General features: G+C 41.9%; 22 protein-coding genes and 1 pseudogene. 4 read left to right on the forward strand and 19 right to left on the reverse strand.

The features are described 5' to 3' along the window. Window positions 1–75 precede the first annotated feature (75 nt). Complete coding sequence (locus tag ACFX4L_RS02600) at window positions 76–582, reverse strand: hypothetical protein (RefSeq protein WP_089363613.1); 507 nt, start codon at window positions 580–582, stop codon at window positions 76–78. Between the two features lie 123 nt (window positions 583–705). Between ACFX4L_RS02600 and ACFX4L_RS02605 the strand changes: the two genes are divergently transcribed. Further along, window positions 706–1,155 (forward strand): YtoQ family protein, encoded by a 450-nt coding sequence (locus ACFX4L_RS02605; RefSeq protein WP_089363612.1) that lies wholly within the window; start codon window positions 706–708, stop codon window positions 1,153–1,155. A gap of 142 nt (window positions 1,156–1,297) precedes the next feature. On the opposite strand, the gene ACFX4L_RS02610 is transcribed toward ACFX4L_RS02605, so the two are convergent. From ACFX4L_RS02610 to ACFX4L_RS02620, 3 genes are all read right to left on the reverse strand, one after another. Beyond that, entirely contained in the window at window positions 1,298–2,167 is an 870-nt protein-coding gene (locus ACFX4L_RS02610) for an AraC family transcriptional regulator (protein WP_377403809.1), read from the reverse strand. 141 nt (window positions 2,168–2,308) lie between these two features. After that, complete coding sequence (locus ACFX4L_RS02615; RefSeq protein ID WP_377381406.1) at window positions 2,309–2,881, reverse strand: DUF84 family protein; 573 nt, start codon at window positions 2,879–2,881, stop codon at window positions 2,309–2,311. A gap of 32 nt (window positions 2,882–2,913) precedes the next feature. Further along, on the reverse strand, window positions 2,914–3,987 hold the full coding sequence (locus ACFX4L_RS02620; RefSeq protein ID WP_061464424.1) for a M42 family metallopeptidase: 1,074 nt from the start codon (window positions 3,985–3,987) through the stop codon (window positions 2,914–2,916). 182 nt (window positions 3,988–4,169) lie between these two features. On the opposite strand from ACFX4L_RS02620, the gene ACFX4L_RS02625 reads away from it, so the two are divergent. Continuing rightward, window positions 4,170–4,487 carry a PepSY domain-containing protein gene (locus ACFX4L_RS02625; protein WP_125160196.1) on the forward strand — a complete coding sequence of 106 codons (318 nt, stop codon included), beginning with the start codon at window positions 4,170–4,172 and terminating at the stop codon, window positions 4,485–4,487. Between the two features lie 48 nt (window positions 4,488–4,535). Here the strand turns inward: ACFX4L_RS02625 and ACFX4L_RS02630 are convergent, their stop codons facing one another. Both ACFX4L_RS02630 and trmB read right to left on the reverse strand, forming a co-directional pair. Next, on the reverse strand, window positions 4,536–5,381 hold the full coding sequence (locus ACFX4L_RS02630) for a YtnP family quorum-quenching lactonase (protein WP_284470003.1): 846 nt from the start codon (window positions 5,379–5,381) through the stop codon (window positions 4,536–4,538). A gap of 261 nt (window positions 5,382–5,642) precedes the next feature. Continuing rightward, the gene (gene trmB / locus ACFX4L_RS02635) at window positions 5,643–6,281 is read right to left on the reverse strand and encodes a tRNA (guanosine(46)-N7)-methyltransferase TrmB (protein WP_061464427.1); all 639 of its coding nucleotides are present in this window, start codon (window positions 6,279–6,281) and stop codon (window positions 5,643–5,645) included. 252 nt (window positions 6,282–6,533) lie between these two features. On the opposite strand from trmB, the gene ACFX4L_RS02640 reads away from it, so the two are divergent. After that, the gene (locus ACFX4L_RS02640; protein WP_089363608.1) at window positions 6,534–6,809 is read left to right on the forward strand and encodes a YtzH-like family protein; all 276 of its coding nucleotides are present in this window, start codon (window positions 6,534–6,536) and stop codon (window positions 6,807–6,809) included. Here the strand turns inward: ACFX4L_RS02640 and ACFX4L_RS02645 are convergent, their stop codons facing one another. The 8 genes from ACFX4L_RS02645 to ACFX4L_RS02680 all read right to left on the reverse strand — a co-directional run bounded on the left by ACFX4L_RS02645 (window position 6,810) and on the right by ACFX4L_RS02680 (window position 15,969). Then, window positions 6,810–7,592: a phosphotransferase family protein gene (locus tag ACFX4L_RS02645; protein ID WP_284470002.1), complete on the reverse strand. Its 783-nt coding sequence runs from the start codon at window positions 7,590–7,592 to the stop codon at window positions 6,810–6,812. A gap of 291 nt (window positions 7,593–7,883) precedes the next feature. After that, on the reverse strand, window positions 7,884–8,006 hold the full coding sequence (locus ACFX4L_RS02650) for a hypothetical protein (protein ID WP_284149540.1): 123 nt from the start codon (window positions 8,004–8,006) through the stop codon (window positions 7,884–7,886). Between the two features lie 772 nt (window positions 8,007–8,778). Continuing rightward, window positions 8,779–9,786 (reverse strand): NERD domain-containing protein, encoded by a 1,008-nt coding sequence (locus ACFX4L_RS02655; RefSeq protein ID WP_377381378.1) that lies wholly within the window; start codon window positions 9,784–9,786, stop codon window positions 8,779–8,781. Between the two features lie 21 nt (window positions 9,787–9,807). Beyond that, complete coding sequence (gene thpR, locus ACFX4L_RS02660; RefSeq protein WP_377381410.1) at window positions 9,808–10,365, reverse strand: RNA 2',3'-cyclic phosphodiesterase; 558 nt, start codon at window positions 10,363–10,365, stop codon at window positions 9,808–9,810. A gap of 295 nt (window positions 10,366–10,660) precedes the next feature. Beyond that, window positions 10,661–11,899, reverse strand: a complete 1,239-nt coding sequence (locus ACFX4L_RS02665) for an Nramp family divalent metal transporter (protein ID WP_377403812.1) — start codon at window positions 11,897–11,899, stop codon at window positions 10,661–10,663. Between the two features lie 291 nt (window positions 11,900–12,190). Then, window positions 12,191–13,045: a D-amino-acid transaminase gene (gene dat / locus ACFX4L_RS02670; RefSeq protein WP_284469999.1), complete on the reverse strand. Its 855-nt coding sequence runs from the start codon at window positions 13,043–13,045 to the stop codon at window positions 12,191–12,193. 21 nt (window positions 13,046–13,066) lie between these two features. Further along, window positions 13,067–14,479: a dipeptidase PepV gene (gene pepV, locus ACFX4L_RS02675; RefSeq protein ID WP_377381382.1), complete on the reverse strand. Its 1,413-nt coding sequence runs from the start codon at window positions 14,477–14,479 to the stop codon at window positions 13,067–13,069. Between the two features lie 152 nt (window positions 14,480–14,631). Further along, the gene (locus ACFX4L_RS02680) at window positions 14,632–15,969 is read right to left on the reverse strand and encodes an MATE family efflux transporter (RefSeq protein WP_377381385.1); all 1,338 of its coding nucleotides are present in this window, start codon (window positions 15,967–15,969) and stop codon (window positions 14,632–14,634) included. Between the two features lie 529 nt (window positions 15,970–16,498). Between ACFX4L_RS02680 and ACFX4L_RS02685 the strand changes: the two are divergent. Further along, a pseudogene (locus ACFX4L_RS02685) lies at window positions 16,499–16,666 on the forward strand (SDR family oxidoreductase); the annotation flags it as partial. A gap of 90 nt (window positions 16,667–16,756) precedes the next feature. On the opposite strand, the gene ACFX4L_RS02690 reads toward ACFX4L_RS02685, so the two are convergent. From ACFX4L_RS02690 to ACFX4L_RS02710, 5 genes are all read right to left on the reverse strand, one after another. Beyond that, on the reverse strand, window positions 16,757–17,242 hold the full coding sequence (locus tag ACFX4L_RS02690; protein WP_377403815.1) for a DedA family protein: 486 nt from the start codon (window positions 17,240–17,242) through the stop codon (window positions 16,757–16,759). A 257-nt stretch (window positions 17,243–17,499) separates the two neighbouring features. Next, window positions 17,500–18,048, reverse strand: a complete 549-nt coding sequence (gene lepB / locus ACFX4L_RS02695; RefSeq protein ID WP_061464437.1) for a signal peptidase I — start codon at window positions 18,046–18,048, stop codon at window positions 17,500–17,502. A gap of 129 nt (window positions 18,049–18,177) precedes the next feature. Beyond that, on the reverse strand, window positions 18,178–18,330 hold the full coding sequence (locus ACFX4L_RS02700; RefSeq protein ID WP_284469996.1) for a hypothetical protein: 153 nt from the start codon (window positions 18,328–18,330) through the stop codon (window positions 18,178–18,180). Window positions 18,331–18,663: 333 nt separating this feature from the next. Beyond that, window positions 18,664–20,322, reverse strand: a complete 1,659-nt coding sequence (locus ACFX4L_RS02705; protein ID WP_377381390.1) for an immunoglobulin-like domain-containing protein — start codon at window positions 20,320–20,322, stop codon at window positions 18,664–18,666. 190 nt (window positions 20,323–20,512) lie between these two features. After that, window positions 20,513–20,923, reverse strand: a complete 411-nt coding sequence (locus tag ACFX4L_RS02710; protein ID WP_061464438.1) for a DUF4064 domain-containing protein — start codon at window positions 20,921–20,923, stop codon at window positions 20,513–20,515. Window positions 20,924–21,082 lie beyond the last annotated feature (159 nt).

A 21,082-nucleotide genomic window follows, 5' to 3' on the forward strand; every position in this document is an offset into this window, starting at 1 on the left:
CCCATCATACCAGACTCTCCCCTAATCAACCATTAATATGGATCGGTTGAATGGCCGGAAATTTCGGGGTGCATTTTATTTTTGGGGCACAGATGAAACGACTTGCATCATTTGTTTCGCATCGGTTTTTAAGTGGTCTTTATCCGTTTCGGTTGTCAGCTTGACCGCACCGATCCCCACCGCAAGCTCATACTTTTCCTTCGATGCCTCTTTTATCGAGATAAAGCCGAATTTTTCATCATTTTGAAAAGAATGCAGCACTAAATATTGATCCCCCTGCAACTTTGTTGCCAAAAATAATACGGAGCTGTCTTCCTTTTCATTTGGATTGACAAATAATATATATGCCTTATCACCTTTTTGTAAAATCAAATTATTTTCATGTTCTTCTACTACATTAAAATCCTTTGGCAGATAGACCTGAATAAGCCCTGCCTCGATATTGGGCTGTTTTTCATCGTCACGAAAAGCCACTTCAGCAGCCTTCATCGCCTTTTCGGTTTGTCTCTCGATGCCTGAGCAACCAACAAGCAAACTGCTAATTAACACGAAAACAAGAAATTTTTCATTCGATAAAGCCATCGTCATTCCTCCAGCCTTCTCTTGTACTCACTTATGGATACTATTATCCTTATTTATGGAATTCATCCATTTTCTAAAAAACATGATACAATGAAAGCAATTTAAATACCGAGGAGGAAAACTATGAAATTAACCGTGTATCTTGCCGGGGAGATTCATTCGAATTGGAGAAGTGAGTTGAGAGATAAGGCCGCTGCCTTGAAGCTTCCCTTAGAATTTGTCGGTCCGATGGAAAACCATGAACGCTCCGATAATGTTGGTGAAGATATTCTCGGAGAACAGCCGAACCCTATTCTGAAGGATGCCGCCGCTTCCCAAATCAATAATTTGCGGACAGGTCTTATGATGAAAAAAGCTGATCTTGTCGTCGCTCTGTTTGGCGAGAAATATAAACAGTGGAATACTGCCATGGACGCTACCACCGCCGTTTCCCTGGGTAAACCGCTTATTTTGATTCGCTCAGAATCCCATCATCATGCCTTAAAGGAATTATCGGAAAAGGCGAGTGTCACGGTCGAATCCGTGAACCAAGCCATGAAGGTGCTCTCTTATATTTTTGAAGATGGGCGGTAATTCTTCCTGGCCAAGAGCTTGACCCCCTATGTGGATTGATTGATAACGAGAAAAGGTCTATACCCAAATAAAAAGCTTGTAGGGAAAGTGAGATGAACCTAATCTCCCTACAAGCGAAAAACAATATTTTATGAGTTAAAACTTATCCCTTTCTAATGGGAATCCAAATTTCCGAGTAATAATCAGGATTTGATGCGTCATCATCCGCATATACTTCCAATTCAGGTGTCCCGGCATGTTCATAACCGCTGGTAGGGAACCATTCGGAAAAAATTTGCTTCCAAGCTTTTTGAATGGCATCCGGCATTGGCCCGTGAACTTCAAATACAACCCATTTGGAAGCCGGTATCGTAAGTGTTGAAAACTCTTCAGGCACTTTTCCGGCATACTCTGCACCTATCCAATAATCCATTGTTTCATTTTTTTCCACTGCCCGCTTATCGACACATACACCAATCAAGCCATCTATTTGGCCATTATTCAACTTCCCTAACCTATCGCTGGTTCCATCCGCATTCACTTTATCCCACAACATCGGAATCCCAACCAAATTTTCTTCATTAACCAAGGAAAACTCTTGCTTGATTCCAATCAATTGAAAGGAATCCCTTTCGAGGATATTGTATTTCATCGGTTTTGCCCCTTTCAAAATCACCTGTATCACCAGGCGTTCATAGAATTTCAGCTTCCCCATATACTTTCGGGCTTCACTTGGAGATACTCCATGCTGCCTTCGAAAAGCTTTTGAGAATGCCTCGGGAGTGTCATAGCCATACTTGTAGGCTAAATCAATGACCTTGCCATTTGTGGATGAAATCTCCTGGGCCGCTAATGTCAATCTTCGACGCCGGATATATTCACCAATCGAAATATCCGTTAAAATGGTGAATGTCCTTTGAAAATGAAAAGCTGATGCATTCGCTTGCCTGGAAATGCTCTCGATTGTCAGATCCTCCAATAAGTGCTCCTCGATATACTCGATCGCCTTCTGGATTGATTCAACCCACCCCATTCCGCTCACCCCTTGTCATTTATACTAGCAACCCCGCTCAATAAAATCCTGTCAGATCCTGCTCTGTTTTGGCAGTATTCTTTTTTCATGATTCGAACCCGCATTCGCCGATCCGAAGTATGCATTCGGTCATGACATGATTCAAAAATCCTCTTTTTTCATTTTCAGCTTATACTCGTGTTGACCGGCAAGCATCCTCATGATATGAAGGAACATTTCCCCCCTGGTGATTCGCTCATTTGTAAACACGCCGATCGCCCCTTCCTTTTTGCTAATATTCTCTTGCTTTGTGAAGGCGTCCATCACCGGGCCCAACTCTTGACCGCCCAGCAGCTTCTCAGCAACAATTTTGGGTAGTGGGATTCTCGCTCCGCCAGCTACAAAGACCTTACCGTCTCTCGTGGCCATCGCACCCCAATTACACAGAAATAGGCCCTGTTCCATTTTCACGACACCGCCTTCAAGTCCGATACCGATTTCAGCATCACTGTGAATTAAGCAATTCCGGGCACGTGTCATTGCCCCATCCAACGTTTCCTCATCTGAAAATGGCTGGTCCGAGACCCCGCTTTCCACTTGAAGCGAAATGATTTCAGCTTCTACATATACATCAAGCACTGCCTTTACTTTCGCCGGATTTTTACTGCCTACTGCTATTTTCAATATACTTACCTTCCTTCTATGTAAAAAAAAAGCTGCTGGAAAAGGATACATGACAGCATCCCTTTCCATTTCAGCTTCCTCCATCAACCGTTATTTATCAAAGTCTCAAATGTCGATTTATCGCAGGAACGAACCAATTTCCCAATCAGTTCACGTGCAGCGGCATAATCATCAATATGAATCATGGATGCATGTGTATGAATATAGCGCGAGCAAATACCAATCACCCCGCTTGGAATTCCTTCATTTGCAATATGGACCTGCCCTGCATCCGTGCCTCCTTGGGAAACGAAATATTGATACGGAATATCATTCGATTCTGCCGTATCAAGGATGAATTCCCTCATGCCGCGATGCGTAACCATCGAACGATCAAAAATGCGGAGTAGTGCCCCTTTCCCTAGCTGGCCAAATTCGCTTTTACTGCCGGACATATCATTCGCCGGACTTGCATCTAAAGCGAAGAAAAGATCCGGTTTGATCATATGAGCTGCAGTCTGCGCACCCCGTAATCCCACTTCCTCCTGCACGGTTGCTCCGGAATATAAGATATTCGGTAATGTTTCATCTTTTAAATCTTTTAACAATTCGATTGCAAGTCCGCACCCGTAACGATTATCCCACGCTTTTGCAAGGATTTTTTTCTCATTGGCCATCGGCGTGAATGGACAAATCGGTACAATCTGCTGACCGGGCTTAATACCGATTCTCTTCACGTCTTCCTTATCATCCGCCCCGATATCAATCAGCATATTTTTGATATCCATCGGTTTTGAGCGTTGCGAATCATCAAGCAAATGAGGAGGAATCGAACCGATTACACCAATGACCGGGCCGTTATCGGTAATGATTTCGACTCTTTGGGCCAAAAGCACTTGACTCCACCAGCCTCCAAGGGTCTGAAAACGAATCATTCCATTTTCCGTTACGGAAGTGACCATGAAGCCCACCTCATCCATATGCCCGGCAACCAGGACAGTCGGCCCTTCTTCATTCCCTCTTTTTAAGCCAAATATTCCGCCAAGGCGGTCTTGGACGACTTCATCCGAATACTTTTCCAGCTCACTCCTCATGAAACTCCGAACTGCATGTTCATTTCCCGAGGCTCCTGGTAATTCCGTCAACGTTTTAAATAGTTCTAAAGTCTCATGATTCATTTTTTTACCCCTAACCTATGTATTGTATTGTTACTTACTATTTTACAGAACTTAGCTTCATGTTACACTAGAAAGTTCTAATTTATCAGTTAATGGTTAAAATTTCAAATTATTAGTCAAATAATGTGTTCTTCTGTATACTAGTGGGAGTGGTTTTAAAAAATGCAATGGAGGAGAAATAAATGAATTGGAAAACGTTTTTACTAGGTACTGCAGCCGGGTTTGCCGCTGGCTATGCAACAAAACAAATATTGGATCAATCAAGTAAACCTTCTCCGGATAAAGTCTTGGCCCAAGTGAAGGAAACAGTCAAAAAGGATGGAAATATATATGGCTCATGGATCTTGATGAAGCCGGAAAACTATACAAAAAATGATTTGGACTATGAAGTGTACAAAGGCGGGATCACTAGAAACACAGAGGGACAACGCGAGCAATTCGAATTTATTGCAGATGCCTCTACAGGAACGATATTGGAACTTAATGCACAAAATGATTGATACAAAAAGGAGGGCAGTCAAAATGACGTCCTCCTTTTGCTTTCCCGCTTACCGTTTCCGTTTCAATTCGGCTATTATATCCTTACCCGTTACATCCCACTTGATGGCACAATAGTGGGCATCATGGTAAAAGCTGTACCAGGACCCATTTTCGAGTCCGGATTTCATCCATTTTTCCTTCGCCTCGATGGAAGTCATAGGATAGTCGTCATAAGCGAGGACCCAGAGGACATTCGCATGCGCGTGCGTCGGCATGATATCTGCCATGTGGATCAATCTATCCCCGCCATCTTCAATGATGATGATTGCATGTCCATCACTATGACCCCCAGTATGGACCATTTTAATGCCGTCCGTAATTTCTTGCTCCCCTTCAAAAGGACGAACAAGAGAAGCGACCGCCTCCCAGTTTTCTGCCCAATATGTACTTTTTGAACGAATATTCGGGTTTTGCATTTCTTTCCATTCAGTTTGGGTCGTAATAATTTCTGCACGCTCGAAAACAGGAACCCAAGTTTCACCTTTACGTTTCGTTAAACCGCAGGCATGGTCGAAATGTAGATGCGTCATTAAAATGTAATCGATATCATTTGGCTGAATCCCAAGTCTGCCAAGATCTTCAACAAGATTGGATTCCTCCGTCACCCCAAAATTCCGTCTTTGCTTGTCATTCATCTTTCCATTACCAATACCGGAATCTATAAGCATGTTCAATCCATTTGCCTGCACTAAAATCGGATCAGTACGTAACTCGATTTGGTTATTTTCGTTAACAGGATACTTCTTGGCCCAAAGCGGTTTCGGTACAACACCGAACATCGCGCCACCATCCAAGTGAGTTACACCGCCATTCAACCATGTTAATTTAATTTCCCCTATTTGCATCGTTTCCATTTTACCCCTCCTCTTCCTTTAGTTTAACACCCGCTTCCAGATATTGAAATTGATAACAATCCATCTCGTTCTCGTAAATCCAGGAAATCCATAGTAGGACGATAATGGTGGATACATTTCAATATAATCTCTCTTGAGTTTCCTTGACATCCTTGATGATTAACAGCATTAATCCTGTCTTTTACATAAGAGAGATATGAACATTTTTTGATTTTAACAAACTAAAAACCAGATGCTGTGCACCTGGTTTCTGAACGATGATTATTGGAACATTGCTTCCAATCGGTATATCCGGTTGCCTTTACTCGAGAACTTTTCTTCATATTCAGTCATGATATTCCCTTCAAAACTGCTGTTATGCAGATCAAGGCTTACATATTTCAAGAGCATGCCGTATTCGGAAATGCTCTTCAAGGAAGATTCGAATAACCCTTGGTTATCCGTCTTGAAATGAATCTCGCCGTTGTCTGGCAGGATTCCTTCATATACTTCGAGGAATGTCTTATACGTTAACCGACGTTTTGCATGGCGTGATTTTGGCCATGGATCAGAGAAATTCAAGTAGACGCGATCCACGTCACCTTTTGCAAAATATTCACCTAAGTTCGCTGCGTCAACATTCAACAGCTTTAAATTCGGAACTTCTGCTTCAATCAGCAAGTCCAGTGCAGCTACAATGACGCTTCTATATACTTCAATTCCAATGAAATTCACATCAGGATGGGCTTTTGCCATTTCTGTAATGAAACGGCCTTTCCCCGTACCCACTTCAATATATAACGGATTATCGTTACCAAAAACTTCATGCCATTTACCTTTATGGCTCACTGGCTGATGAATTACATATTGTGGAAAATCATTCAAACGGTCTTCAGCCCAAGGTTTATTTCTTAAACGCATGATGACACCCCTATTTATAATATAATCGTTCAAACCATAACACGAGTGGATGGATTCCTGCAAGTTGATTTTTTCAGGAAAAGCCTGCATGCACCCACTGAACAAATAAAAAAACTGCCGGCCATCCAGGCGACAGTCTCTGTAGTTTTCATGTATAAAACTTTCCGCAAAACACACCATAAATAAGTGAAGGGCAGGCGAGAACCACCTGGAAATCCCTAGAATCCATATTTAAGAAAGGAGAGGTATTAAATGCCGATTTCCCATGAACATCAAATGTCACTATTAAAAGATATATTAACCAATCATCAAAAAGACTGCTGCGGATCCGTTGCTGAATGTGAACAGGTTGAAAGGCTCGTCAAATCCTTAATGATCAACATGGATATTGACAGCAATGTGAAAACGATACTGACAGAGATTTACGAATACAGTCAGACAGGCATCGGTACCGCCGATTTGGATGCACATATATCAACCCACCAGAACGACTTGTCCCAGTGGGTGGATGATATAGATCAATTCTGATCAGTCAACCATCAATAATGCTTCAAGTTTTTGCAGTAGTTCATTTCTTTCCTCGTACCGCTTTCTACGATGATGCCATTGGATGGAAAGCACAAGTTGTGAAACCGTGTGCCATTTCATCCTCATCTCCAGGCCTGCGTCAAGCTTCTTGCCATAGCGGGCAAGCCATTGATTCCATTCTTCCCTTGGGACATATGAATACAGGAGTATGCCGAGGTCAATGGCCGGATCGCCAATGACCGCTCCGTCCCAATCAATCAGGAACAATCCGTCGGTTTCGGTCATGAGCCAATTATTATGGTTCACATCACAATGACAGACGACTTTTTCGTCGCATTCAATCAACAGAAGATTGTTCTGTAAAAAATGGATGGCTTCCTTGATAATCGGAATATCCGTAACATCCGAAGTTAACCCGGTTTCTATGTCTGTAAGTATACTTTCAGGTCGTAAAGGGGATTTCCCAAGCCTTTTGAGCATGCTTAACAAAGGATTGGATTGATGAATTTTTTGAAGCAGCTTTGCGACTCTTATATTGTTCATTTCCTGCTGAGATAGCTCCCTGCCTTCCATCCAATGCTGGGCCGTAATTACATCCCCATTTTCCAGGCGTTTTGTCCACATTAACTTTGGAACAATGCCCTCAGCTGAAAGAACAGCTAAAAATGGCGATGAATTTCGTTTAAGGAAGAGCTTCTGCCCTTCTTTCTCGGCAATAAAGGCTTCTCCCGTAGCTCCTCCAGCAGGGGATATATCCCACTCCTGACCTAATAAATGTTCCAACTGGTTCACCTTCGATTTCCTCGCTTAATCATACAAATATGGGTACGTTCACCTAGTGTATGTAATACCACTACTTTGAGTCCATGTTTAATAAAAAATCCGCCTGCTGGCGAAGCTGCATATATACGTGCATCGGGATGATACCCGCAATTAAAAACATCCTCATTTAGAGAAATAAAAAAATAGCTATTGAGCAATTAAACAATAGCCATAAATTAAATTTTAGTTGAAAAACGGTTTCTTCGTCAAGTACTATAGAACGATTATACGCATAAAACAAAAACAAATAAATCATTTCATATTTTTGCATGGAATATCATCCTTGAACATAAAGCGGATTTTCTCTTTCAGAACCACTGCAGCTGCTTCATCCATTCCAACAATTTCCCCATCAGACTGGATTTTTACCGACACGTGATTCCTCATTGTTATCATTTTACCAGAAAAAGAATCAACATTTTTAATATTTAGGTGAAATGAATACGGTCAATAATATCAACCATGTAATATCATGGACCGCAATCACATTCAACCTGACATCATCCAGCTTTGACATGTTGAAATTTTCATTCTACCGCCAAAGTATGGCTGGTACGCAATGACAATGAACCATACTGTTTCAAAAGCTGCCGATTTTCATCAATGAGCAACTCCATACCGCTGGGCTGATAAGAAAATAACTTTTTTATAAAAATGAGCAGATAAATTAATTTACCCGCTCTGACAAAATTAAACCATTTTTTCAGAAGGGAACGGCCCCTTCAGCGGAAACTTCAGCATCAATTCCCATGCCAAGGCTATTCATAAAATAACCAACCTTATCATTCGACTCGAACTGTCTATTGGCCACTGCACTAAATCGTTATCCTAAAATAAAGGAAGGCCTTCTTCCACACTCTCAGTTTTTTGAATGCCCCTTACATAATCATAGCCAGACTCAGCCGCAAGGGAGCCGATGATCGCAGGAGAAAACCAATTGCGCCATTTATCATTTCATTAATGATTGATCTCCCCCAGCAGCGATCATCCGGGTTTCCTGATTTGTCCCTGATAGTATTTCCTTCGTCAATCTTAGCGTTGCCTCTTTTCCCTTGTAAAAAACACCTCATAGGGAACAGCTTTTGATTTCAGTATTTCCTCGGCTTTCTTCCCAGCCATTGGATTGACAATGAAATACAGCGTGTCATTAAGGGGCGGCATGTTCATTTCCCTCTGTTTGGTTATATTCGGCATCCCATTCAGGTCGCAGGCTGGATGTAGTTTGGCAATATTCCAGCAATGCCTGTGCGCCTTTTAACTGCTGTGCCTTAAGAGGAGATGATATATTCCGCAGCCTATCAAACCAATACGGGAAGGTCCGTTTATCCAATATCGTAATATCATTAGGAGCTTTGGGATAATCCACATATCCATTCCGGGATAGAATCACCTTCTTAATCGGCACGTTCACTTCATAAAGCTCAAATAACTGGGAGACGATGTTCCCCATCCGATTTGCGCCCAGCAAAGGGTTAAGCACTTTTTTATCAGGATGCTTATGATGCCTGCGGACCCAGAACCGATCACTCCCACCGATGAAAGCAGCGTCTTCCTCGGCCTCCAGAAAAGTGATGCACCAAGCGTCAACTGGGGTCAATAAAATGACATCGACTTCAACAGGAGCATTTTTCAATAGAAAAATTGGTTTATATAATACAAGAAACGTATCCGGAAAACGCTGCAGAAAAAAGCGGAGCCTTTCATCCAAAAAGAATGATTGGTCCATAAATGACTTTTCTCGAAGCGTCGAACTTCCCCATTTCATTTGGAAGCGGAGCAATTGATTTAAAAAATTCTGCTTTAATTCATCCAGACTGGCCGGACGGAACGGAAACTTTAATGAAAATACATTCGTATTTTCAACTTGGTTCTGTATTACCAACTCTTCCGCCTCTGCCTCCTGTTTATCTGCCCTGTGGAATATGCCTTTCACCCTTTTAAACAGGCCCTTTGACCCTTCCTGTGAAGTATCAATCTTGACCTGTGTTCCACTTTCAGCATATTCGCTATACAACCGATCTAGCTCACCCGCATTATAAGCAGCCTTCAATGTATCCCATTGCTGTTTTTTCAACCGTACAAATTGTGTTGGATATCGATAAATATCCTGCTCATACCGGGAAATATAATCCTGCATCTTTATGAGCTGTGCCATACAGCCACCACCCCTCTCACTCTATTTTTCAAGGGGTATTGTGAAAATCTTCTCGTATGACGGCGAGGCTCCAAGATGTGTTTGATATAACGCAACCTGGTCAGCTTCAAAATGCTTATCCTCCAAATTCGCCATCCGCCGGACGCTCTCCAACGAAAAGGGACTTTCCCCCTCAAATTTTCTTGCCAGCGTTATATGAGGCTTAAACGGCTTTTTATCAAGTTCAAAACCGGCCTCGATACATGAATTATAAATTTTTCTTTGAATGGTAAAAAGCCTTTCTTGCTGGTTGACACCTGCCCATAGAATCCTTGGACTCTCACTCTTGCCAAAACCGCCGATATCGCCGAGTTTCAAACCAAATGAGGCCTCATTAGCAAGCTTGCTCTCCACACGCTCCAAAGCGTCCTTTTTCAATGGATCGGGGGCATTGCCCAAAAATGCCATCGTAATATGATAATCCGCTGAATGCAGCCATTTCTTAAATGGAAAGTCTGACCTCAGTTGTTCCGTAACAGCATTTAAATAAGACTTAATATCATCAGGTAATACTAAAGCAAAGAAAAAATGAGTATTCATGGTCACAAACATCCCTTCCTGTTTTCCCATTAATTTTACCATAATCCCCATTGCCTATACTTTCATGGACTTCCTTATAAATATGCCCTCCATCAAAAAAAGACTGGAATCCCTGCCTTCCATACTGTGAACGAAGCTATAGAGGAAGTAATCCTTCAGAGGGATTGTTCATAATAGTTTGGGGCGGATTATTGCAAGGAAGGACGGATTAACAAAAAAACTGCACCTCCAATTGTTAGATGTTGTCTAACAATTGGTGTGCAGTCAAAATGTTCCTTATCTGCCTCTTCTCCTTTTAGCTGAACAGCGTTTCGTAAAGAAGGAACAAATTCAGTCCGATGATAAGTACAGCTATGAGCCAAGCAGTGCTTGAGGTGATTTTGTGATTGACCAGGTTGCCCATGATTTTTTTATTGCTTGTGAACATGATCAATGGCACTAAGGCAAACGCGATGCCAAACGAGAGTACAACTTGACTCATCACAAGTGCTTTAGATGGATTCACTCCCCCTAATATTATCAGCAGAGGCGGGACCGTCGATATGGCCCTTCTCAAATAGATCGGTATATGTCTTTTAATGAATCCCTGCATGACTACATCACCTGTCAATACACCAACGGATGAGCTGGATAAACCGGCAAATAATAAGCCTATTCCAAAGAGCATCGCGACAGAGGGTCCAAGCATGGCACCGAATTGTTGATAGGCAACATCCAAGTCCTCTACAGGTATTCCATTCTTATGAAATAGGGCAGCTGAAACAATGACCATTGCGGCATTGATCCCACCTGCAATCAACATGGCGATGATAATATCAATTAGCTCAAAACGAAAAATTCTTTTTCTTTCGAAATCGTTTTTACCGACAATTCTCTTCTGAGTTAAAGAGGAATGAAGGTAAATCGCATGTGGCATAACGGTAGCTCCAAGCATACCTGCCGATAGTAAAATACTGTCCACTCCCTCAAATTTTGGAGTGAAGAGTCCTAAGACAACGGATGAAGTGTCAGGTTTCGCATAAAAAACTTGAGCACCAAAGGCAATCACCACAACAAATATCATGACCGTGATCAAGGCTTCGAATGTCCGATAACCTCTACGCTGGATTTCCAAAATGGCAAAAGAACCAATCGCTGCAATAATGGCCGATGTGATGAGCGGTAAGTCAAATAGCAAATAAATTCCCAGTGCCGCTCCTATGAATTCAGCTAAGTCCGTTGCCATTATGACTGCTTCGGCTTGAATCCATAATAAGAAAGATGTCTTTTTCGAAAATTTCTCCCTGCATAACTCAGGTAGGTTCTTTCCTGTCGCTATCCCCAATTTAGCGGATAGTGATTGAATCAGCACAGCCATTAAATTAGATGCGAAGATAACCCATAATAATGTATAGCCATATTTAGATCCGGCAGTAATATTGGTAGCATAATTCCCTGGATCAATATAGGCCACAGCTGCTATAAAGGCCGGCCCTAGATAAGGAAGCAGTTGTTTGATCCCTCTCGAGGAAGATTGATGCAATACATCAGACATTTCTATTTCAGCTCCTTTTTACACGCAACTTAAATTGTTGCAACGGGTAAACTTTTTAGGTTATTAGCAATTATATTCCTGGATCTTGAAAATGTCAAAAAAATTTTTTTACATGAATTTAACTGCATGAGGTGGATGTTTTTAACGTGAACGAAGGCGTGTAAAAAGAGGTTCGGACACTTCTGACTTGAAGTCAGGCAATTGCACTATAAAAATCTTTCATGTCCGGCTTTAAAGTAGAAGCATTTAAAAAAAATCCCCTTGCCAGTTTCGGCAAAGGGGGGTTTGTATCTATTTAACCGAACCGCATTGCCTCTCGATTTCCTCGGAAAACAGTTTTTGAATTCTTTGGGTTATCGGACCGGGTTCCCCGGCTGCAATCGATTGGCCATCGATATTTATAATTGGTGTCACTTCGACGCTTGTGCTCGTATAAAGGACTTCATCGGCTGCCATCATGTCCTCGACAGTGAAGGTCTCTTCGACATAGGGAATTCCATGCTCAGCGCAAAGTTTCAGCATCACCTGACGGGTAATTCCATTCAGGATCAAGTTGGTGGCCGGATGCGTTTTAAGTAGTCCATCCACCACGATTGAGACATTTGACGAACTTCCCTCCGTAACCGTGCCATCTCGATGCTGGATCGCTTCATCACAGCCAGCTTCAACCGCTTGCTGTTTAGCCATTATATTACCAAGTAGATTTAAACTCTTAATATTACAGCGCAGCCAGCGTATATCGTCGGTGGTAACAGCCTTGACCCCTTGCTTCATTTTTCCTGTATAAGGCGTTTCCTTCGTATAGGCTACAAAGACCGGTTCCACCTCAGCAGTTGGAAATGAGTGTGTTCGCGGAGATACGCCCCTTGTCAGCTGCATATAGACGATACCGTCCTTCAGTTGATCTTCAGCGATCAGCTCTTCCATGCGGGTTTTGATTTCCGCTACAGTAAAGGGAACTTTCATCTGAATCAACTTCGCACTGTCCATCAGCCGGTTTAGATGCATGTCTCCCGCAAATAATTCGCCATTATAAACCCGGATGACTTCATAGACGCCATCACCGAATTGATATCCCCGATCTTCAATGTCAACCTGTACTTCGGACCTGCTTTTAAGGTCGCCGTTAAAAATGATTTTTCCCATGTCTTTCTCCTTCTCAGCCTTTTATTTAGCCAATTCATGAATGGCACGTGCATAAATGGACGTGGCCTTTAGCATATCTTCAATATCAATATATTCATCTTTTTGATGCGCAATATCTTCGCTGCCAGGGAAAAGCGGGCCGAATGCAACACCTTCTTTCAATGAACGGGCGTAGGTGCCGCCGCCAATCGAAAGAAGCTCAGCTTTATCACCTGTCTCCGCTTCATAAACTTGCTGCAACGTCTTAATCAAGAAGCTTTCACTGCTCACATAATGTGGAGTAGAATGCGAATTGGTCTTCACTTTCAAATTATATGCCGCAAGCCTCTCTTCCAATGCCGCCTTTTCCTGTTCCCACTCAAACGTCACTGGATAGCGCATACTGAAACCAATCGAGCTGTCCCTTTGTTTAGAATAATTGAAAACGCCGGCATTAACCGTCAATTCTCCTGTTTGCTCATCCGAATAAGCCACACCTAAATTATTTCCACGGGAATCTTCAAACAAACGATCCTTGATGAAAGTGAAGTAAGCTTTCGCATGCGGATCAAGAGTGAGATCAGCTAAAAAGTCGGCTAAATGCAGACCTGCATTTATTCCATTTTTCGGTTCCATCGCATGTGCCGAGACACCATTCATTTCAAGGAGCACTTGATTTTTTTGCGGAACGGCCTGGCCCTTCAATGAGTATTTTTGCAAATAAGCCTTATAGTTTGCCACTACTTCAACTGGATTAGCCGCTTCCAAAGTCGCCGTAGCAAAATCCGGTACCATATTCGTCCTTCGGCCTGAAGAAAATTCCATAACATTCACGTTTGAGCTCGTACCATTTCCTGCATCGGCAGGTTGGATAACCGAGAAATCCCAAATTCCCTTTTCCGCACTGATGATCGGGAAGTCAGCATCTGGTGCGAAGCCCATCGATGGCATTTCCTCCACTTCAAAGTACCGGTCAACGCAGCGCCAGTTCGATTCTTCATCCGTTCCAATGATCATCCTTACACGTTTGTTCAAAGGTTTTCCTAGCTCCCTGACTAGCTTCATTGCATGATAGGCAGCCATCGTCGGTCCTTTATCATCGATTGCCCCACGAGCATATATGCGGCCATTACGGATTTCAGCGCCAAACGGATCCGAACTCCATCCATCTCCTTCAGGTACCACGTCGACATGGCATAAAATACCGATTAACTCCTCGCCTTCACCCATTTCAATATGGCCAGCGACATTATCGACATTTTTCACAGTAAAACCGTCTTTTTCGCCTAATTTAAGCATGTAATCAAGCGCTTCCTTCACCCCTTTACCGAATGGGGCCTCCTCTGTCGGATGCTCTTCATCCAATACACTTTTTATTTTCAATAAGTTTTGTGTGTCCAGTAATAGGTCCATTTTCCGTTTTTCAACTTCTTCTCGCCAATTCAATTCACTCAAAATACGTCAACTCCTCTTTTATATATATTTTACATTTTATCACTTTTCCTATCTGATTCGCCAAGCGTAGCTATCTTTTCTTCGTATTCCCGTTTTATTGCGAATGTCAAACTACCGATAAATTCCCCTTATTATAAAAAACACCCTCTTTTTTAAAAAGAAGGTGATTTCACTGGACTCTCTTCATCCATTAACTCCGTTACTTTTCGGTTTAGTCTTGGGATATATAACGCTAAAAATAAGGAACGTCCTAAACTGAATGCCAGAAATGCAAGCCATAATCCATGATTGCCATGCTGGGGGACTGCTGAGAATTGGACAAATAGAAAGGCCAATAGTGCAAGGAGCATCGAGTTTCTTATAGGAACCGCTTCAGTCGCACCGGTAAATACCCCATAGAAAATGAGTCCGATAAAGGCAGTGAAAGGGAATAGGACAATCCAAAGTCCGTATTCATGGGCCAGTTCGATGACACCTGGGATATTCGTGAAAAGGAGAATGACCTTATCGCTAAATAGATAGTATGATATAGCAAGTATGAGCGAGGCATACAAGCCCCACTGCGCAGAAAGTGAGAGAGTTTTTTTATAAAGGTGGATATCTCTCGAACCAATGGCCTTTCCAATTAGAAGACTGGACGCATTCGCGAAGCCATCAAAGCAATAGGCCATCAGGTAATGGATTTGTATGAGTACGGCGTTGGCCGCCAATGTCTCTGTCCCGAAAGTGGCTCCTTTAGCCGTAAAAAGATTGAAAGCCGTAATCAGGCAAATGGTCCTGATGAATAAATCCCTGTTGACCACCATCATTTTCTTCAGTGAAGCATGATCGAACCCCTCCCGGAATGAAAAAGCATCCGGTATGATAACCGCTTTCCGAATCACCCACAAGCCCAGGAAAAAAGCGGCAATCTCTGATATCAATGAAGCGGCAGCAACCCCTGATACTGACCATGAAAAGCCATTTACGAAAACCAGGCATAAGATAATATTGATCACGTTCATGAAAACTTGTATGAACAAAGATGTTTTTATCCTGGATTTCCCGATTAACCAGCCTAGGATGACATAGTTCAATAATGCAAAAGGTGCACCCCATATCCGGATGCTGAAGTAATCTGCAGCAAAGGCGGAAACGTCCGATTCCGGACCGATTGCACCTAACGAAACATTCAAAATGGGTTTTTGGATCACGATAAAAAGAAGACCGATAATTGCTGCTATGAAAAAAGGCCGAATCAAAGCCATCAGGCTTTGATTTTCATCCCTTGCTCCCTCCGCTTGTGCTGCAAAGGCAGATGTACTGACACGAAGAAATCCAAAAAGCCAATACATCGTGTTAAAGATAATGGTTCCGACAGCTACCCCGCCTATATAAGCGGGATCACTCAATTTTCCAACAACAGCCGTATCAACCGCACCGAGCAAGGGCGTACTCATCGTCGAAATCGTAAGCGGAATGGCCAAGGAAAGATACATTTTGTTATTCATATTTGAATGACCTCCTTTTTACATAAAAGACTTTTTCAGGTCTGAAAAGTTAAAATTGGAATGACGTTATAAAAAATATATTAAAAGTACAAAAATTGAACATGTTGTGCCCCTACCAAGGTGGCCTGGAAATAGAGGACCCTAATGCATGCGCTGCCTCTACAAGGTTACTTGTGAATAGTTTCGAATAGAATGGTTAAGCCATTTTGGATATTGACAATCTACGGAGTCAAACTTATCAATCTCAAAAGATTAAAAACGATTGCAACCTGTAGGGGTTATGGGAGGCCCATTAAAATATATCAACTTTCCGGCACTATTTAAGATATACAACTACTTTTTATCCAGTAAGAGCTTGAACATATATTCATCGTTATAACAACTAATCCGGAGTGATCATGATGGGAAGATTGACTAATAAAATGGCCATTATCACTGATTGGATAGCGTCTATGGAACTGTACTTGATGGATCTTCAGACGAAAGCTGGAAAAGGATGAAGGATGGCGACACACCCATTACATAAAAATTAGTAGAGTCAAAAGAGTTAGTGAATCAAATGATAAAGGCAACTCCATTACAGCGTTTGGGTCAGCCGGCTGATATTGCAAATGCCGTGCTTTATCTAGCATCCGATGACGCTTCCTACGTTACGGGTGCCGAGCTTGTCATAGACGGCGGATACTCTGCTCAATAATAAAAGGTGAAAATGGAAAATCCCGTTTCTGAAATCCAGAAACGGGATTTTCCGATTCAACATGGAAATTTGACCTATGAGTGTAATAAGTTAAGTTAACACACCAATGAAATAGCCAAAAGTCGTAAATACCAAACACCAGCTGAAAGCCCCTGTACCTGCAAATATAAAGTACTTTCTTTTCCCCATTCCATTCATTCCGGACATGTAACTGGCGAAGTGGCGAACTCCTGGGATGAAATAGGCTATGATGATGGTCCAAGGACCGTATTTATTGAACCAATTCTCTAGTTTTTCCAACCTCGCGGGAGTCATTTTGATCCATTTGCCATGTTTTCTCAAAAAAGGCTTACCCACCTTTTTCCCGATGAAGTAACTGACAAGCATCCCGGATATCGATCCAAGGAAACTGACGAGGAATGCCCCCTGGACATTCAAAACGGAGATGGATGACAAATAGCCGACAAAAGTCATCATGAACTCATCAGGTACCGGCAAGCCAATAATCCCAATGGCCAACAGTCCATATATCGCAACATAACCATAGTTTGATATTAAATCTTTTACTATATCCATCTATAGTACTCCATCTCAGCACCCTTTTATAAAGTAATCCAATTTCTGATGCGGGCCTGGGTAACGTGATTACTTCTTTTTAATAGGATAACCTAATTTAACCCATATGAGTTGATTTTCATAAAAAAAGAAAAAAAAAGAAGAATGGACACGTTTTTTGTTGAAGGACTTGTATGATAATGGCAGTCAATGTTTCCCCATTACGGAAATGAAAAACGGCAAAAAAAAGCGGACTCGATATCTGAGTCCGCTTCCTCTTATTTCACAATTTTCATTTCCTTGATCGGCCAATACACTAGATTCGCCTTGCCGACAATTTCATCGACGGAAATCGTGCCGATTTCACGGCTATCCAAACTATTTTGGCGATTGTCCCCCATAAGGAACAGCTGGTTATCCGGCACTGTCATGCTGCCTGTTTTATCTTCGAGCTTGAAGGATTCAGTCAGCGGCAAACCTGCCATCTGTTTCTTATATTTGTCCAAGTATGGTTCTTTATAAGCTTTCCCATTAATATAAAGCGTATCGTCTTTATATTCAATATGGTCACCTGGCAGACCGATAACCCTTTTTATATAATCTTTATCTACCGTTGCATGAAAAACGACAATATCAAACCGGTGGATACTATCGATATTCGTTCCAAACTTGTTAAGAACAATTCGTTCGTGGTCTTGCAGAGTCGGCATCATTGACTCACCGTCCACGACAATCGGTGCAAAAATATATGTTCGAATTAAAAAAGCTAGAATGACTGCAATCCCAATCGCTTTTATCCATGAAAAAACTTCTTTTCTTTTTTCCAATTGTAGTCCCTCTCTCTGTTTTTTATTGATGCAATTATATCATAATCCTTGTATGATCACTTCATACAAATACCTACATTTTACGCATTAACAGTAATTACCAATTCTGTGTTGGATTTCGATACTTTCCTACTCTATTTCCCTGCGCTGCATTTGCGCCGGACAAATCGCATTATATGTACGGACTTTCTCATTAATATCGTCAATTCGTTTCATTAATTCCGATTCAGGTTCATTGATTTTTTTCAATCGTACCAATTCGGGATAGCAGGTAACCGGCATCCTTGGCCTTCGTCAAGAAGTCTTTCATATATATCTCCCGATAGTGCCGACTCCGGAAGCGGTTTTCCAAGGCCAGGATTATTTTTCAGCCCGCCGTCCCTTTCATAATCCTAAAAACCTGATCCATCAAGTTTACATGCCCATAAACAATCTCCCTTCAGATTAATTATAATTACATCTATTTACAATATATAGAATTTTTATCAGTTTCCACTCCGCCGTGGAAGATCAAATCACTGAACACCTTCTCCTATTATTTATACCAGCTTTCAGCCAAAATCATTCAACTCATCAAAAAAGGATTCCACTATTACCGGAATCCTTTTTTTCCATCTATTTAACTGTAATTTTCCTTTTTACCTCTGCCTTGTTCTTCGATTTATCCGTAACTGTGTAAGTCAATGTATAGGAACCCTTTCTCTTCGTATTCACTGTACCCGTCACTTTGATTTTACTTGCCAAGTTGCCATCCAGGTTATCTTTCGCAGATACACCTGATTTAGGATTGAATGTCGAGTTGTAGGCAATGGTTTTACTTTTGGCACCGGAAATGACCGGCTTGGTGCCATCTATCGTGATCTTTCTGGTGACTGTCACTGCATTTCCCGATTGATCGGTGACCGTATACTTCAATGTATAGGTCCCCTTTTTCTTCGTATTCACTGTACCCGTCACTTTGATTTTACTTGTCAGGTTGCCATCGGCATTGTCCTTGGCACTCACGTTTGTTTTTGGGTTAAATGAAGAATTAAGTTTGATGGTTTTATTCCCAGCACCAAAAATCACAGGCTTGACTTGATCATAAACGGTTATTTTCCTTGTGGCCTTTGCAACATTCCCAGCCTTGTCAGCTACCGTATAAGTCAAATTATAGGTGCCCACTTTCTTGGTATCCACCTTACCGTCCACACGGATGGCACTCGTTAAGTCACCATCTTTATCATCCTTTGCCTTTACGTCGGTTTTAGGATTAAAAGTTGAGTTGAAAGGAATAGATTTACTAGCAGCCCCTGATATCACAGGTTTATTCGTATCCTTGATAGGGACGACAATCGATAGCCTATTGGAGATGTAAGCTGATGAAACATATCCCTTAATCTTTTTGTCCTCCGTTTGTACAGGGTACCAGACAAATTTATTTCCCTTAGATTCGTGATAGTCAAAATTCCCTGTGATGATTAAGCTTGTATTGAGCGGCACAGATACTGCACCTGCCGTAGTGCTTATTTCTTTCCTGATATTCGCGCTGGATGTCGTCACCACTTTGTCTCCTGCCTTGAACCAATAAACAGAGTCATGCGTTTGATCTGTCAGTGTGTATTCCAGCTTTTTAAAGGTGATATTTTCAGTGCTATCCCGATCATATTGAAAGTCCGATGTTTTAAATGGATATTTTGCCAGTTTCGTATCATTCAAAAAACTTTGGTTTTCTATCTCAGCAAAAACCTCCTCTTGGTAGGCATTCGCATTTCTTTGCCCGTTTTCCTGGTAAAGAGGACTGTTCACCGGTTTTGTCCCATTGTAAGCCATTACTGGGAAATACCAATTTTCAATGCCCCTGCGTCCTGCACCCTTGATCTTGGGCAAATCCCTTCTAGAATACATGTCACTCAGTACCTCGACGCCTGCCTCGATATTATAGACTATATCACTTTCCAACTTTTTCTGGTCATACCCACTTTTATTGGTAAGCTGCATTAGACCGATACCGCCATCGCCGGACTTTATGGGTTGGCCCGCATCATTAAATTGCCTCCAATCCCCGTTTTCCTGCGTAGCCACCGCTTTTACTACTTCAGGGGGGATTTCAGCCACCATTGCCGCATTCGTCAGTAAACAATTAATCTGCTTATGGGAAGGATTTTTCTCCGGTTGGATTTCACCAAAAGCTGAACAGACTTTGGTTACTCCAGACTCCGCAAGAGCCTGTCCATTGAACAAACCGAATGTTAAACAGGTCATTATTCCAACTTTCATTAAAGGTATCTTCATTGATCGAACTCCAGTCTATTAATATTTAACTTTATAATAATAGTAACATGATAGACTGGTGATTGCAGGTACAAAAAGGTATATTCCCCTAAAATATCCACTATTTTTCCAGTTCAGAATAAAAGGAGCTGACCCGCATCTTCGGGTCAGCTCCTTTGTTTCAAATTACAAAACTATGTATAGTGTTGGATCATCCGATCACTTCCACCGTTTCCCTTGGTTTCCTTACAAGGCACATGATTCCCGGCACGATGAAGAAGATAAGCGGCCATACATGAAAGACCGTCAGAATGCCCGTAATGACCATTAAGATTCCGGCTCCCTTCGCTTTGCCGCCTTTTAATAGAAAGATAGCGATCAAGCCGCCTGCCAATGCAATAAACAGCGATATGACCCCCGCCCATAATAAGCCCATGAACAACTTGATTGACATATCCACCTCAGATGTCGAAAACTCGGAATCTGTCATTAATGAGTAGTCCATCATTTCCGTCAAATCGATACTGTTGAGATAAACTGCCGCTATAATCGTCACGATTAAAGAAATCGCAGCGATACTCACGCCTATGATACTTAATACGAATTCCCATGTGCGTTTCATTTGCTTCGCCTCCCTAGAAAAGTCACTTATATATGATACCCAATTTGGGAAGAAATAAAAGACTTTTATTCCTTCCTCCACGAAATCTCGTGAGCGTCCATTGGGTATTATCCTTTTCCTGATGCATAGTAAAAGTGCCAGTGCTTAGCTCTTTTGAAA

The sequence above is a fragment of the Peribacillus sp. YIM B13482 genome (assembly GCF_042787975.1).
GTDB classification, from domain to species: Bacteria; Bacillota; Bacilli; order Bacillales; family DSM-1321; genus Peribacillus; species Peribacillus simplex_A.